Below are 13,294 nucleotides of genomic sequence, written 5' to 3'. Positions count from 1 at the left end.
CATCTTTATAGATCTTACAATCTAACACATTGGTATGGCCAATAAAGGTGGCTACAAAAAGATTAGCTGGTCTCTGATATAACAATTTTGGAGTACCTATTTGCTGAATTACACCACCATTCATAACCGCAATACGGTCTGATACAGCCATTGCTTCTTCCTGATCATGAGTAACATATACCGTAGTTATACCGATTTTATTTTGGATTTCCTTAATAACCTCACGCATCTCCACTCTTAGCTTAGCATCAAGATTTGATAGAGGCTCATCCATAAGCAATACATCAGGATGCACTGCTAAAGCTCTTGCTAGGGCCACACGTTGTTGTTGACCGCCTGATAAACGCTCTGGCATACGGTTTTCAAATTCTTTGATTTTCATAAGTTTTAAGAACTTTTCCGTTCTCTCTGCCATTTCTTCCTTGCTTAATTTACGATTTTTCAAACCATAGGCTACGTTATTCTTTACAGATAGATGTGGGAAAATCTCATAGTTTTGAAACACCATACCAATGTTACGTTTGGCCGGATCTAAATCATTAATGCGAGTTTCATTAAAGTAAAAATCGCCATCTTCTATTGAGTTAAATCCTGCTATCATACGTAATAATGTTGTCTTTCCGCATCCGCTAGGTCCAAGTAATGTAAAGAACTCACCCTCATGTATGTCAAGAGATAAATCAGGGATTATTACATTATCGCCGTAGCGTTTTACCGCATTTTTGATTTTTATATTAATACTCATCCAGCAATCTCCTCTCAAAAGTTATCTGGAAGGAATCTGTTTATACAGATTCCCACCAATGATTTATATTTATTGATACTTAACATATAGCTCTTGGAATTTAGCTAAAATTTTCTCTTTGTTTTCACTTAGATATTTATGATCAGATTCAACTAATTTAATTTTGCTCATATCAGTTAAGAATTCATTAGTAGTTGGTAAATTTGTATTAGCTTGACGAGCGGTTGATGAAGCCCACAATTTCTGTGCTTCCTCAGAGGATACATAATCCATAAATAGCTTAGCTAAGTCCATATTTTTTGCACCTTTTATAATTGCTGATGCAAATGGGAATGCTGATGTTCCTTCTTCCATATAAACTAACTTAACTTTGTCGCCTTCTCCTCCTTCAATGTATGAAACACAAGGAGCTTCATAAGTAAGACCTACCACATATTCGCCATCATAAACGGACTTGTAGCAAGCACTTGAGCTTGAACCTACAACAACGCCGTTTGCAAGAAGCTTATCCACATACTTCCATGCTTCATCACTTTCATAGCCACCTTTTGCAGCAAGTATTGTAGCTAGCATATTCCATGCAGAAGATGATGAGGATGGATCTGCCCAAATGATTTTTCCCTTAAGTGCAGGATTAAGGAGAGCATCAAAACTATTGATAGAATTTGGATCAATACCAGCATCTTTAGCAGCTTTAACGTTTACAAAAAGGTTCTCTAACTGGATTGTAGTCCAAGTCAAATATCCAGTTGTGTTGCGCATAGATTCTGGCATCGTTGAATCATTTTTAGAAACGTATTTTTCCCAAATACCAGCGTTTGCATCGGAGTAAGTTAATCCACCAAACATAACATCACCCTGTGGATTTTCAGCTTCAGACTTAATACGAGTTTTTAATTCACCAGCTCCAGCTTGTACACTTTCGATCTTAACATTAGGATACTTTTTGTGGAATCCCTGTTCAATTATAAGCTTGTACTCGAGGTCATAGGTAGTGGTGTAAATAACCAAAGTACCGGATACGTTTTCATTAGTGCTAGTATTAGTGTTACTGTTAGTGTTACTGTTTGGATCTTTAACTGTTGACTCTCCTGATTTGCAGGCTACGAGACCAAATCACATAGACAAAGTCAGCAATGAGGCTAAAAATTTTTTCATTTGTTTTCCCTCCATTAATAATTTATTTTCACAGGCGAGTACCTGTAAAACACTTGTAATTTTTCTCTACCCTCTGCAAATCAGGTATTCCTGTACGTCCACCAATTTGTACGCATTTTATTGCAGCGGTATACTGAGCAAAACCTATGCAGTCATCAAAACTTTTACCCATTAAATAAGCAACAAGAAATGCTCCATGAAATACGTCACCTGCACCTGTTGTATCAACTACTTTTGCTTTGCAAGGTTTGTAGTGGTATACTTTTCTATCAATTACTGCATAAACACCATTGGCTCCAGCAGTAGAAAGTATAATTTTAGGTCCCCATGTACTTATTTCAAGCAAGGCATCCTTGATGTTTGACTTTCCAGAAACAGCCATGGGATAAACTGCATTCATTATAAGAATATCTGCCATAGAAGCTAATTCTTTATTTTTACTGTTATCCTGCTGCCTAGAACAGCCATCAAGTGAAATGGTAACCCCATATTCTTTTGCCAATAATGCAGCATTAAGGGCATTTTCATAATCTGTTCCATCCAAATGGAGAATCTTAGCATTTCTTAACATTTCTTTCTTCTTTTCGTCCCAGGAAATTGGGGGGATTTTACCTTGATATGGAAATTTTGTTCGAGTTCCATTTTCAGGCTGAATCATTACATAAGAAGATAAGCTTTTAACATTTGGCAATCTGCTAATAGTAGATACATTCACCTGTTCTTGTTGAAATTCAGAAATGATCATATCACCAATTTCATCATCTCCTAAATTCCCTATATAACCAGTATGTATTCCTAATCTAGCTGCAGCAACCATTGCAGTGGCTACTGCTCCACCTCCTTGGGAGGTGATTTGGGTAATATGAGTAGAACCATCTTCTGGAGGATAATTTTCTATTATGCATAAATAATCCTGGCAACAATGACCTACACCAACTATATCAACCATTTAACTGTCTCCTTTGTTAGAAGAAATCAAATTTTATCAAAGAGATTAACAATCCATAGAGGAATTCCTAATATGTAATATGAATGATAGAACGTTTACAATATTCGATAAAATATTACATTTCATTTCAAGAATTATCAATCTTATATAGTAAATATATCAGAACATTTCATTATTTGTCAATATGATATATCAAAATTATCAGAATATATTATAAAATTAATAATATTATCAATTTCATTAATTAATAATCAAATTCGCCATATAGATCACTAAAATTTTAGAGTAAAGATTTTCTAAAACAAAAAGAGCGTCGCAAACTACTCTTTCAGTAGTTTTGCAACGCTCTATCTTTATATATAGATGACATTGAAATTACAAAAGTACTTATTGGTTTGCTGCTTTATTTCCACAACACTTCTTATACTTTTTACCACTGCCGCATGGACATGGATCATTTCTTCCTATTTTATTTTCCTTAACAACAGTTTTTGAATCCTTCCATGCCTTATGTATCTCTTTTCTCTTTTCTACTGAGAAGATTCCATCCCATTGAGGTAGGCTGTATAAGTAGTCGGCCTTGGCATCTAGCATATTAAAATATAACTTTTCGAAATCTATATCAAGAGTAAGTACATCATCAGCTTCTATTTTTTCTAGATCATAGCTTTCTTTTAAGCTTTCGTTTAGTCCATCTAAATATCCCATAAAAAACTCTTGTGTAGTATCAAACTTCTTTGCTAATTCTGCAATAGTACCTTTTAAAGGCTCTTTGAAGTTTGCAAGTACATAGGTATAAATTTTTGTTTCCATTCGGCCGTATTCTTGCCAAAAGGCGTCTTCTCCATGTTGCTTCACAAAATTAACTACCATATTTGTCCAATCTGTATATAGGCTCATATTCTAATTCTCCTTTGCATCCTGTATTTATAGCAATTATTATAATTAATGCCTTTCTATTTTTCAACAAATTATATAACTTATTCCTGTATTTTCAAGGCACTTATATCTGCAAGACTAAAAGGCTTGGATATATTATAATTTCCTCCAAGGGTTTCAGCATTTTTACTATCTATAAGGATAGTTACCTTGTTTACTGATTCTATTTGAGAAAGGGATGTAACTATAGCTCTTAAGCAAGCTTCCTCCTTGCTAGCGGTCATTGGCACTGCCGCTTCCTTACTTAAGTTTACAATAGCTATATTATCCTTAATAGAAAGATTTATTAATCTAGTTTCCTTAGGTAGAACAGCTTTAAGCTTTCCTTCTGTGGAAGGCCCCTTTATCAACTGATTAATTAAAATTTCACCTATAAGCTCTTCCTTATTAATAAGCAGTTCTTCCTTAGCTACACTCACTGCATTATCATCGGTGGTAGCGTCAAAATACACATTCAAGCTCAAAAACTCATCACTACTATCCATTAAGTGAACTTTCTCCTGTTTTTGTTTACTAGTATTACTTACATTCTCACAACCAGAACTTAATACAGCGGAAGTTATTGTTAATAGCAATGTTGGAATAATTAGTATTTTTTTCATAGCTTCCCTCTTTTCATAAAGTTTATACTACAACTTAATATAACTGCTTGGCTTACTTCTGTCGGCCATGGTGAGAATTACATCTTTACCGATATTGATTTTCTCTTCCTTCAAAATATTAGCAACAGTAAGATAAGCTAACTCTGGATAGTTGTTAGTCTTGCTTAAATGTCCTAATACTATCTTCTTTTGCTTTTCAGTCATTATTTCTATTATTGCTTTTCCACAAGCCTCATTAGATAAATGACCTACATCACTTAATATTCTTTTTTTTAATACATATGGATAAGGACCAAATTTAAGCATTTCCACATCATGATTACTTTCTAATAACAATAGATCTGCATCAATAATATTGTCTTTTACCTCTTCAGATAAGTATCCTAAGTCCGTTGCAATACAAGCCTTCTTTCCTTCACAGATAATAGAATAGCCTGTAGGTTGCAGAGCATCATGAGATATTGCAAAGCTTGCTATATCCATATCTTTAATGCTTATTGGTGAATTCATTACCCTTATGTTATTATCTTTAATCTTTCCTACTTGTTTAATCATGCCCTTCCAAGTACCTTCACTGGCATATATAGGTATATCATACTTCCTGGATAAAACACCTACCCCCTTGGTATGATCTGTATGCTCATGAGTTACAAAAATTGCATCTATCTCTTCAGCCTTTTCACCTATATCCTTTAGGGCATTCTCAATACTTTTTCCTGGCATTCCTGCATCTATTAATATCTTGGTATTATCAGAAGATAAAAATATAGAGTTTCCACTGCTGCCACTATATAACGAACTAAATATCAATGGTTTTTCTCCCTTTCTTCCCTTGTATTATTGAATCACTCTGCTACTCTCTCTATTCTTGCTCCTAAAGCTCTAAACTTATCTTCAATTTGTGGATATCCTCTATCTATATGTTCAATATTATGTATCTCACTAACGCCTTCTGCTATCAATCCCGCTATAACCATAGCTGCTCCGGCCCTAAGATCTGTAGCCTTAACTACAGCTCCCGTCAATTTTTCAACTCCGTCAATAATAGCAGTCCTTCCTTCAACCTTGATGTCTGCCCCCATCTTTTTAAGTTCATCTACATGCTTAAATCTAGATTCCCATATGCTTTCATTAATTATACTCCTACCTTCAGCCACAGATAAAAGGGTACTCATAGGCTGTTGAACATCAGTAGGAAACCCTGGGTAAGGTAGTGTTTTTATATTTACTGCCTTTAAAGGCCCCTTGGATTCAACAATAATACTATCCTCTTTTTCTATAATATCAGCACCCATCTCAATTAACTTTGCAGTTATAGATTCCAAATGTTTAGGAATTACATTAGCTATCTCTACTCTTCCTCCACAGGCGGCTGCTGCTATCATGAAAGTTCCTGCTTCTATTTGATCTGGTATTACACTATAGAAACATCCTGTTAACTCTTTAACTCCCGTAATCCTTATTACGTCAGTTCCTGCTCCTTTTATATTTGCCCCCATAGTATTCAAAAAATTCGCTACATCTACTACATGAGGCTCTCTAGCTACATTTTCTAATATTGTTGTACCTTCTGCTAAGGCTGCTGCTAACATAACGTTAATTGTAGCACCTACGCTTACAACATCAAAAAATATGTTGGCACCTACAAGCTTATCTGCCTTGACAGTTACTGCGCCATGCTCAATCTTAACTTCTGCTCCTAGGGCCTCAAAACCTTTAATATGCTGATCTATCGGTCTAACCCCTATAGGGCATCCCCCTGGTAGCTCCACCCTAGCCTGCTTAAATCTACCTAACAAAGCACCGATTAGATAATAAGAGGCCCTCATTTTTCTTACATCTTCGGTGCAAGCATCAACACTGGTCATTTGCGTACTATCAATAATAGCTCTATTGTTGTGTCTTTCAATTTTGCATCCTAAAGATTCTAGTATTCTTTCTAAACATCGTATATCTTCAATATCGGGAACATTATCTATATTACATATACCATTACTAGCCATTAATGCTGCTGGAAGTATTGCTACTGCTGCGTTTTTTGCACCACTTATCTCGATTCTGCCATTTAAAGGATTACCTCCATATACAAGCAACTTCTCCATATAACTACCCATCCTTATTCAAATAATCTATTATATAAACTTGCTGTAAGATTTTTCCATGCATTGAAAACATTTAACTTGCTCTATTCGCTTCAGTATAACTCAAAAACCAAAAATCAAGTTTAACTTACACTTTCATACATATTATTATAGCATAAGTCTCAATAATGTTAAGCAGATTTTTTTTACATTATCGGCAGTATTTATTGAAAATAATAGCAATTTAAAGTATTATATATGTAAAGTTCAAGATTTAGTGCCCTTAGGTACTATACAGGAGGTAGCAATGAAATATTATTTAGTTGCTTTATTTGATAACGATTCCCTAAAAGATATAGAAAAGTTGCAGAGAAGTATAGCAAAAAAATATAAGAGCAATAAAAATCAATCAACCCTTCATATCACCTTAGATGTAATAGGAGAAACAGACATAGAAAAACTTGACAAGATAATTAATAAGATTTTAAAGCCCTATAAGAGATTTAAAGTTGAGATTAATAATGCTATCTGTTTTGAGGATCCTTACAGGACCGTTAGTCTACAGGTTGAAAATAAGGGATATATAAGCCGGTTGGCTAGATTAATAAACGATACATTAAAACTACATGGTATTAGCGTAAGACCTAGCATAGAGGATTGGAATCTTCATGTCTCTTTAAATAGTTCAAACTTTCCGTTAAGAGAATTATCAAAAAATGAATATGAGGCCGCTTACAATAAAGCTAAAATAATTAACTTTTATAAGCTAGCTACCATCGATAGAATTGAACTATGGAAATCTATGTCTAATAGAAAAGATATGGTTGTGAAAAGTTATCCATTAAGGGAATATTAATAAAAAATATCACTAGTAAAAATAAGGATTCAGTAATACTGAGTCCTTATTTTTTAATCAAAATATGCGCCCTGTTAATTTGTATATGAGTTTTTTATCATATATATTGGCTCTTTTTGTTATTTTTTCTCATTTTTTAATTTTGCAAATTATTTTTCAGAAATCGTTTGCAGTAACTTTAAATTTATTTAATTATTCGTTAGAATATATATGTTGATTATCTTTAGAAATTTTTCGAAATTTATCATTCAATATACAAAGGAGTTATTTCAACTATCTTACGGAAAGGAAGCCTTTTTATGAATTTAAAAAAACTATATGCCTTGCAAAAGGAGTTAGATGCAAGAATTGTTTCTGAACACAACCTTCAATCCGAAAACCTTATTCAAAGAAAAACTTTGGCCCTTCAAGTTGAAATAGGAGAATTAGCTAATGAAACAAGGTGCTTTAAATATTGGAGTAATAAAGCTCCCTCTCCTAAAGACGTAATTTTAGAAGAATATGTAGATTGCCTTCATTTCATATTATCTATTGGATTAGAAAAAAACTTTGAAGATATTAATATAGAACCAAAAGTGCCAGAGGCCTCTCTCACAGATCAATTTCTAAATTTATATATAGATTTAAATGACTTCATAATATGTTTATCCCATGATCAATATACCACTCTCTTTGAAGACTTTTTAAATCTTGGATTATCTTTAGGCTTTTCAGAGGAAGAAATAGAAAATGCCTATATTAAAAAAAATTCAATCAACCACGAGAGGCAAAATAGCGGTTATTAAATCTTCTTTTGGTTAGACTAAGTTTGAGGTGATTTACTTATGACTGGTCTAATCTTTGCTATAATAGCTGGTGCCGCAATGAGCTTCCAAGGAGTATTTAATACTAGATTGCAGGAAAAAATAGGAGCCTGGCAAACAAACCTAATCGTCCAAAGTACTGCTTTTTTTATCACTATAATAATAATGCTGTTTGTTCGTGACGGAAACATAAGAAATGTGAAGGAAGTAAATAAACTCTATCTCTTAGGCGGTGCCATAGGAGTAGTTATTACTTTTACCGTAATGAAAGGTATCAATCTTTTAGGAACTACTTACGCCATATCTACTATTTTAGTATCTCAATTAACAGCAGCAGCTCTAATTGATTCTCTTGGTCTTTTTGACACCAACAAAGTTCCTTTTGGAGCCAATAAAATCATTGGTGTTATTATTATGATTATCGGAATAATTATTTTTAAGTGGAAAAACTAAATAAAAAAGCCCTTTCCATCCTTGTTCTTTTTAAGGGGAAAGTAAGCTTTAATGTGATAACATTTGTATTTCCTTTCATATAATATTATGGTAGACGCCTTTGCCAAATGGAAGGAGATACAAATGTTTTTTGTAAGGAATAAAATAGACTATAGGTTACTATACTCTATAGATAATAATCTCTACAAAAGTTATCGTGTGAATATTTATTGTAAGACTTTATCCCAGAGCACAGAGAAAAAAATTAGATCCTATAAGGGAGTTATTCATCGTTCTTTACACAGCTTTAATTTTATTTGTGCTACCATGACTCCCAGTGCAATAAAGCGGATCATAGAATTACCTGAGGTTGAACATATATCCCTAGACAGTTATGCCTTTCTTTGCGGAAGCAGTGTCTTTAGCGCTAACGGTGTAAGCATAAAAGGTAACTGTAGCTTAACAGGAAAGGGTATAGGTATAGCTTTAATTGACAGCGGAGCCTATCCTCATCCAGATATTAAAACACCTAATAATAAAATTAAAGCTTTCACAGATCTAATAAATGGCTACAAATATCCTTACGACGATAACGGCCACGGAACCTTTATGTCTGGTTTGATTTGCGGTAGCGGTTATTGTTCTAAAGGAATGTATAAGGGTGTGGCAGAGAATAGCCATCTATATGTTATTAAAGCCTTTAATTCCTTAGGCAGAGCCTATATTTCTGACATATTGTATGCGATAAGCTTATTAATAGATGATTACGATCATTATAATATTAGAATTGCTTGTCTTCCTTTTGAAGTCATGGAATATGACCCTTACAATATGAAAATTTTTTCACAACTTTTTGATAAGCTTATTTCTCTTGGAATCATACCGGTAGTTCCCACTGGTTCTTTAGGTAACAGTGAAGGAACTATCACTGGTATAGCAGCTCTTGACAATTGTCTAACTGTAGGAGGTTTAGATACTACCAGCTCCCACATACGGTGTTATACCTATTCCTCCAGCGGACCTGTAGGAAAAAGCAACAAACCTAATTTGGCAGCAGCCTGCGTAGATCTTTGCTCACTAAATTCAGATCCAAATTATATTCCTGAGCGTAATGGAGTGAAGCTATACCCTCGAAAACTAGAAAAAAGCTACACAACCTACACAGGCACCTCCTGTGCTGCTGCTTATATAAGTGGTATTATAGCAATGTTAATAGAGAACAATTCAGAGCTTCAGTTTAAGGATATATACTCTTTGCTAAAGGTTTCTTCTACTACTATTGATGAATCCCGATGGCTTCAAGGGGATGGTATAGTAGATGTAAAAAAACTCTTATCTAATAAAGATAAAATATCTGATAAAAAATAGTCATTATATCCAGTGTAGATTCAATTTTTTCAAAGAACTATAAGTAAAGTGGCTGACACCGCTTTACTTATATATGTAAGGATAAGGATTCACTGGAGTACCGTTGATAATCACCTCAAAATGCACATGGGGTCCAGTACTATTGCCTGTACTTCCCACATCTGCTATGTGTTGACCCTTCTTTACAAATTTTCCTTCTGATACCCTAAGTACACTACAATGTCCATAAAGGGTCTGTATATTTCCATTATGCTGAATTTTTACAACTTTACCGTAACCTTTGATCCAACCAGCATATATTACCTTTCCATCCATAGCTGCATATATAGGGGATCCGGCCTTCGCCGCTATATCTATACCCTCATGCATTCTCCCCCACCTTTCACCATACAAGGAACTTATTGTTCCCCTAGAAGGTGCCATCATAGAAACTACGTTAGAACTATTGGAAGATACACTTTCTTCTTTTTCATATACCAACTTTACCCCAGGAGTTACCCCCTGATCTGTGTTAGCTATTAACTTTTCCACTATTTTATCAACATAATCTACCTCACTTATATAAGCCTCCACAGAATTATACTTTACTACACTGCTAATTTCCTTGAATTTCTCATGCTTCTCTGAAGCTTTATTAGAGTAATGCTCCTTTAACTTACTCTTTACTCTTTCTCCTTCTTCTACATTGGCCAGAATGCCAACCATATTTCCGTCAACAACCATTTCTACAGCCTTAACCTTAGTACTTAATGCTTTAATAATATTAGCCTTTATATCTTCCTTGCTACTTTGAGCACTATCGCTGGCTATAACCCTTTTGTATATAGTATTCTCCTCTATCTTTAGTCCATCAAATCTATTTACCAATTCACTATAAATCTCATTTGTTATTACCTCCGCAGTGTTCATATCCTTTATACAAGCCACTGCTTTTCCATTAACGTAAATTTCATAGGCATTTGGAGAAGATAGGACATAAAAACCTATACAACCTAGCAAACTTGCACCAGCAATAACTTTACTAGTTTTGCCTACATTTATTGATTTTTTCACTTTTCCGCATCCTTTCTTAGGTTTTTATGCAGTGAACCTTCTTAGTTTATCCAACTATATTATTTTTATTCCTATGAAGTCTAATTTTTCTTTGTTGAGGCTGCCCCTCCACTCTGCTATAATGTATTTAGATATTCAACTATAATGGCAAATTGATTGACAAGGTTAAAAATAGATGAAATTCGGCAGGGCTGAATTTCTTTTTATATTTAAACTTTCTTAGTTGGGTATCCATAGATATTCCATTTTAAAGAATATGTATATAAAAATATAGAAAGGGCGGTTGGCTGTGAGTACTTTTATGTTTAAAAAATCTATTTTAGACTATACACCGGTTAGCAACATATTTATTGAAAAATATATGCCTAGAGCCCGCGGAGAGTTTGTAAAGGTATATTTACTAGCTCTAAAATATTGTGTTCATGGAGAATTAGGGGTAAATTCCTCCTTAATAGCCTCCACACTGCATCTTTTAGAGTCAGATGTTATGAATGCTTGGAATTACTGGAACGAAGAAGGTGTAATAAGACTTATACCAATAGATAAAATGAATAATTATAGCATAGAGTTCTTAGACCTTACAGAAGAAGCTGCAAAGTCCAAAGATGAAATTAACTTGTTAGATGAACTGACAAACAACTCTACAAAGGATATGTTAAAGGAGATAGAAAAACTAGTAGCAAGACCTCTTTCATCTAAAGAGATGTCCACATATATTAGTTGGCAAAAGGACTTTTCCTTTACCCCTGAACTTATCTTACTACTTATAGAGTACTGTGTTTCAAAGGGAAAATCTGACTATAGGTATATAGAAAAAGTAGCTTTATCCTGGCACGACTCTAACATTAAAACTGTAGAACAAGCTCAAAGCTATATTAAAAAGCATGAAGATAAATGGATTAAATTCAGAAAAATTCTTTCCTACTTAGGTCTAAAGGACGGAGAAATAATGAAACCCCAAGAGGATATGCTTAACAAATGGGTTTCTACTTATGCTTTTCCCCTAGAAGTTATTTTAAGAGCTTGCGATATTTGTAGCCAAAGACTAAATAGGGCAGACTTTAAATATATAGATGCTATTTTAAACAGTTGGAATAAGGATGGAATAAAAACTTTAGCAGATATTGAAGCTAAAGATAGGCAATTTATTCATAAAAGTAAACCTAAAAACTATAAGGCACAAAATGATAATTTTAATAACTTTGAGCAAAGAGTGTACGATTATGATGCTCTAGAAAAGAAATTGTTAGGGTGGGATAAATAATGCTAAAAGGATATCATTCTGACATCATGACGATGTATGAAAAGATTCGGGAGGAAGAAAACGCTAAACTTCAACAGCGTCGCGCTGAAATAGAAAAAAAGCTACCAGAGGTTATAGAACTAGAAAGACAGATTGGAAAGCTATGTGTACAACTTTCTATGAGTGCCTTAAAAGCTATAGAAGACAGGGATAGTTACCTAAAGGATTTAAAAAATAAAATAACGGACTGCAGGGTAAAAAAAGCAGAATTATTAGTTGCTAACGGCTACAGTCCAGACTATCTTTCCTTGCAATATAGATGTACAAAATGTAAAGATACTGGCTATATAGGCACACAAAAATGTAGCTGCTACAGACAAAAACTTATACAACTCCATTATAAAGATTCAGATTTAAGCGATATATTAAGAGTAAATAACTTTGATAATTTTAATTTAGAATATTATTCCCCCCAGAGAACCGGTGAAGAGCCGGAAAGCCCACGAAAAAACATGGAAAAGATTTTATCAAAAGCTCTAAACTATATTAAAAACTTTAGCCAAACTAATGATAATCTCTTATTTTATGGTAATTCTGGCACAGGGAAGACCTTTCTAAGTCATTGCATAGCAAAGGATTTATTGGATAAAGGACACTTTGTAGTATATAGAACTGCTGAAGAATTGATTCAAAATCTTAGAAAAATACGATTTGAAAACAGGGAAGAATATGAAAAATTATTACTAGATTGCGATTTATTAATTATAGATGATCTAGGCACAGAACAAATCAACGAATTCTCCAAAACAGAGCTCTTTAATTTGTTAAACAAAAGACTGATAAAGCAAAAAAAGATGTTAGTATCCACCAATTATTCACTAAAGGACCTTATGTCTATATATTCAGAACGAATCACTTCCAGACTACTAGGCAACTTTAACTTATTTAAATTTTATGGCGATGATATAAGAGTAACCAAAAATCTTCACTCTATAAAATAATTTAAGAGGAGGCTTCTTCACAAGCACTATGAAAAAGCCTCCTTCTTACTTATTAGTACCTAAT

14 protein-coding genes are annotated in these 13,294 nt (G+C 33.8%); 6 read left to right on the top strand and 8 right to left on the bottom strand.

Features of this window, described 5'->3' with window-relative positions:
- From N3C_RS11400 to N3C_RS11370, 7 genes are all read right to left on the bottom strand, one after another.
- Positions 1 to 745 (bottom strand): ABC transporter ATP-binding protein (locus N3C_RS11400; RefSeq protein WP_074366153.1); only part of this gene is annotated, 745 nt, incomplete at its 3' end.
- Between the two features lie 69 nt (positions 746 to 814).
- Positions 815 to 1,756 (bottom strand): extracellular solute-binding protein, encoded by a 942-nt coding sequence (locus N3C_RS11395; RefSeq protein ID WP_083604534.1) that lies wholly within the window; start codon positions 1,754 to 1,756, stop codon positions 815 to 817.
- 175 nt (positions 1,757 to 1,931) lie between these two features.
- Entirely contained in the window at positions 1,932 to 2,852 is a 921-nt protein-coding gene (locus tag N3C_RS11390; protein ID WP_074366152.1) for a carbohydrate kinase family protein, read from the bottom strand.
- A 387-nt stretch (positions 2,853 to 3,239) separates the two neighbouring features.
- Positions 3,240 to 3,752 carry an SEC-C metal-binding domain-containing protein gene (locus N3C_RS11385; protein WP_074366151.1) on the bottom strand — a complete coding sequence of 171 codons (513 nt, stop codon included), beginning with the start codon at positions 3,750 to 3,752 and terminating at the stop codon, positions 3,240 to 3,242.
- A gap of 80 nt (positions 3,753 to 3,832) precedes the next feature.
- Complete coding sequence (locus N3C_RS11380; RefSeq protein WP_074366150.1) at positions 3,833 to 4,393, bottom strand: GerMN domain-containing protein; 561 nt, start codon at positions 4,391 to 4,393, stop codon at positions 3,833 to 3,835.
- A gap of 27 nt (positions 4,394 to 4,420) precedes the next feature.
- Positions 4,421 to 5,203 (bottom strand): MBL fold metallo-hydrolase, encoded by a 783-nt coding sequence (locus N3C_RS11375; protein WP_074366149.1) that lies wholly within the window; start codon positions 5,201 to 5,203, stop codon positions 4,421 to 4,423.
- Between the two features lie 35 nt (positions 5,204 to 5,238).
- Positions 5,239 to 6,495, bottom strand: coding sequence for a UDP-N-acetylglucosamine 1-carboxyvinyltransferase (locus tag N3C_RS11370; protein ID WP_074366148.1), 1,257 nt, complete (start codon positions 6,493 to 6,495; stop codon positions 5,239 to 5,241).
- 286 nt (positions 6,496 to 6,781) lie between these two features.
- On the opposite strand from N3C_RS11370, the gene N3C_RS11365 reads away from it, so the two are divergent.
- The 4 genes from N3C_RS11365 (at position 6,782) to N3C_RS11350 (ending at position 9,933) form a co-directional block, all read left to right on the top strand.
- Positions 6,782 to 7,330 carry a 2'-5' RNA ligase family protein gene (locus N3C_RS11365; RefSeq protein WP_074366147.1) on the top strand — a complete coding sequence of 183 codons (549 nt, stop codon included), beginning with the start codon at positions 6,782 to 6,784 and terminating at the stop codon, positions 7,328 to 7,330.
- 299 nt (positions 7,331 to 7,629) lie between these two features.
- Entirely contained in the window at positions 7,630 to 8,115 is a 486-nt protein-coding gene (locus N3C_RS11360; protein WP_074366146.1) for a dUTP diphosphatase, read from the top strand.
- A gap of 39 nt (positions 8,116 to 8,154) precedes the next feature.
- Positions 8,155 to 8,586: a DMT family transporter gene (locus tag N3C_RS11355; protein WP_074366145.1), complete on the top strand. Its 432-nt coding sequence runs from the start codon at positions 8,155 to 8,157 to the stop codon at positions 8,584 to 8,586.
- A gap of 123 nt (positions 8,587 to 8,709) precedes the next feature.
- On the top strand, positions 8,710 to 9,933 hold the full coding sequence (locus N3C_RS11350) for a S8 family serine peptidase (protein WP_074366144.1): 1,224 nt from the start codon (positions 8,710 to 8,712) through the stop codon (positions 9,931 to 9,933).
- Positions 9,934 to 9,996: 63 nt separating this feature from the next.
- Here the strand turns inward: N3C_RS11350 and N3C_RS11345 are convergent, their stop codons facing one another.
- Entirely contained in the window at positions 9,997 to 10,986 is a 990-nt protein-coding gene (locus N3C_RS11345) for a M23 family metallopeptidase (RefSeq protein WP_074366143.1), read from the bottom strand.
- A gap of 289 nt (positions 10,987 to 11,275) precedes the next feature.
- Here N3C_RS11345 and N3C_RS11340 point away from each other — a divergent pair, with 289 nt between their 5' ends.
- Positions 11,276 to 12,250 (top strand): DnaD domain protein, encoded by a 975-nt coding sequence (locus N3C_RS11340; RefSeq protein WP_074366142.1) that lies wholly within the window; start codon positions 11,276 to 11,278, stop codon positions 12,248 to 12,250.
- The gene (locus tag N3C_RS11335) at positions 12,250 to 13,230 is read left to right on the top strand and encodes an ATP-binding protein (RefSeq protein ID WP_074366141.1); all 981 of its coding nucleotides are present in this window, start codon (positions 12,250 to 12,252) and stop codon (positions 13,228 to 13,230) included. Before N3C_RS11340 ends, N3C_RS11335 begins: the two co-directional genes overlap by 1 nt.
- Positions 13,231 to 13,294 lie beyond the last annotated feature (64 nt).

This window comes from Clostridium sp. N3C (assembly GCF_900095445.1).
In the GTDB taxonomy this organism is placed as follows: domain Bacteria; phylum Bacillota; class Clostridia; order Clostridiales; family Clostridiaceae; genus Clostridium_AU.
Note: the sequence above shows the minus strand (reverse complement) of the source record. Positions and strands in the feature narration are given on the sequence as shown.

What these genes read in the sequence shown, in the direction of transcription:
- N3C_RS11390 (WP_074366152.1), bottom strand. Translation starts at nt 2,852, where the DNA reads ATGGTTGATATAGTTGGTGTAGGTCATTGTTGCCAGGATTATTTATGC.
- N3C_RS11385 (WP_074366151.1), bottom strand. Translation starts at nt 3,752, where the DNA reads ATGAGCCTATATACAGATTGGACAAATATGGTAGTTAATTTTGTGAAG.
- N3C_RS11380 (WP_074366150.1), bottom strand. Translation starts at nt 4,393, where the DNA reads ATGAAAAAAATACTAATTATTCCAACATTGCTATTAACAATAACTTCC.
- N3C_RS11370 (WP_074366148.1), bottom strand. Translation starts at nt 6,495, where the DNA reads ATGGAGAAGTTGCTTGTATATGGAGGTAATCCTTTAAATGGCAGAATC.
- N3C_RS11365 (WP_074366147.1), top strand. Translation starts at nt 6,782, where the DNA reads ATGAAATATTATTTAGTTGCTTTATTTGATAACGATTCCCTAAAAGAT.
- N3C_RS11360 (WP_074366146.1), top strand. Translation starts at nt 7,630, where the DNA reads ATGAATTTAAAAAAACTATATGCCTTGCAAAAGGAGTTAGATGCAAGA.
- N3C_RS11355 (WP_074366145.1), top strand. Translation starts at nt 8,155, where the DNA reads ATGACTGGTCTAATCTTTGCTATAATAGCTGGTGCCGCAATGAGCTTC.
- N3C_RS11350 (WP_074366144.1), top strand. Translation starts at nt 8,710, where the DNA reads ATGTTTTTTGTAAGGAATAAAATAGACTATAGGTTACTATACTCTATA.
- N3C_RS11335 (WP_074366141.1), top strand. Translation starts at nt 12,250, where the DNA reads ATGCTAAAAGGATATCATTCTGACATCATGACGATGTATGAAAAGATT.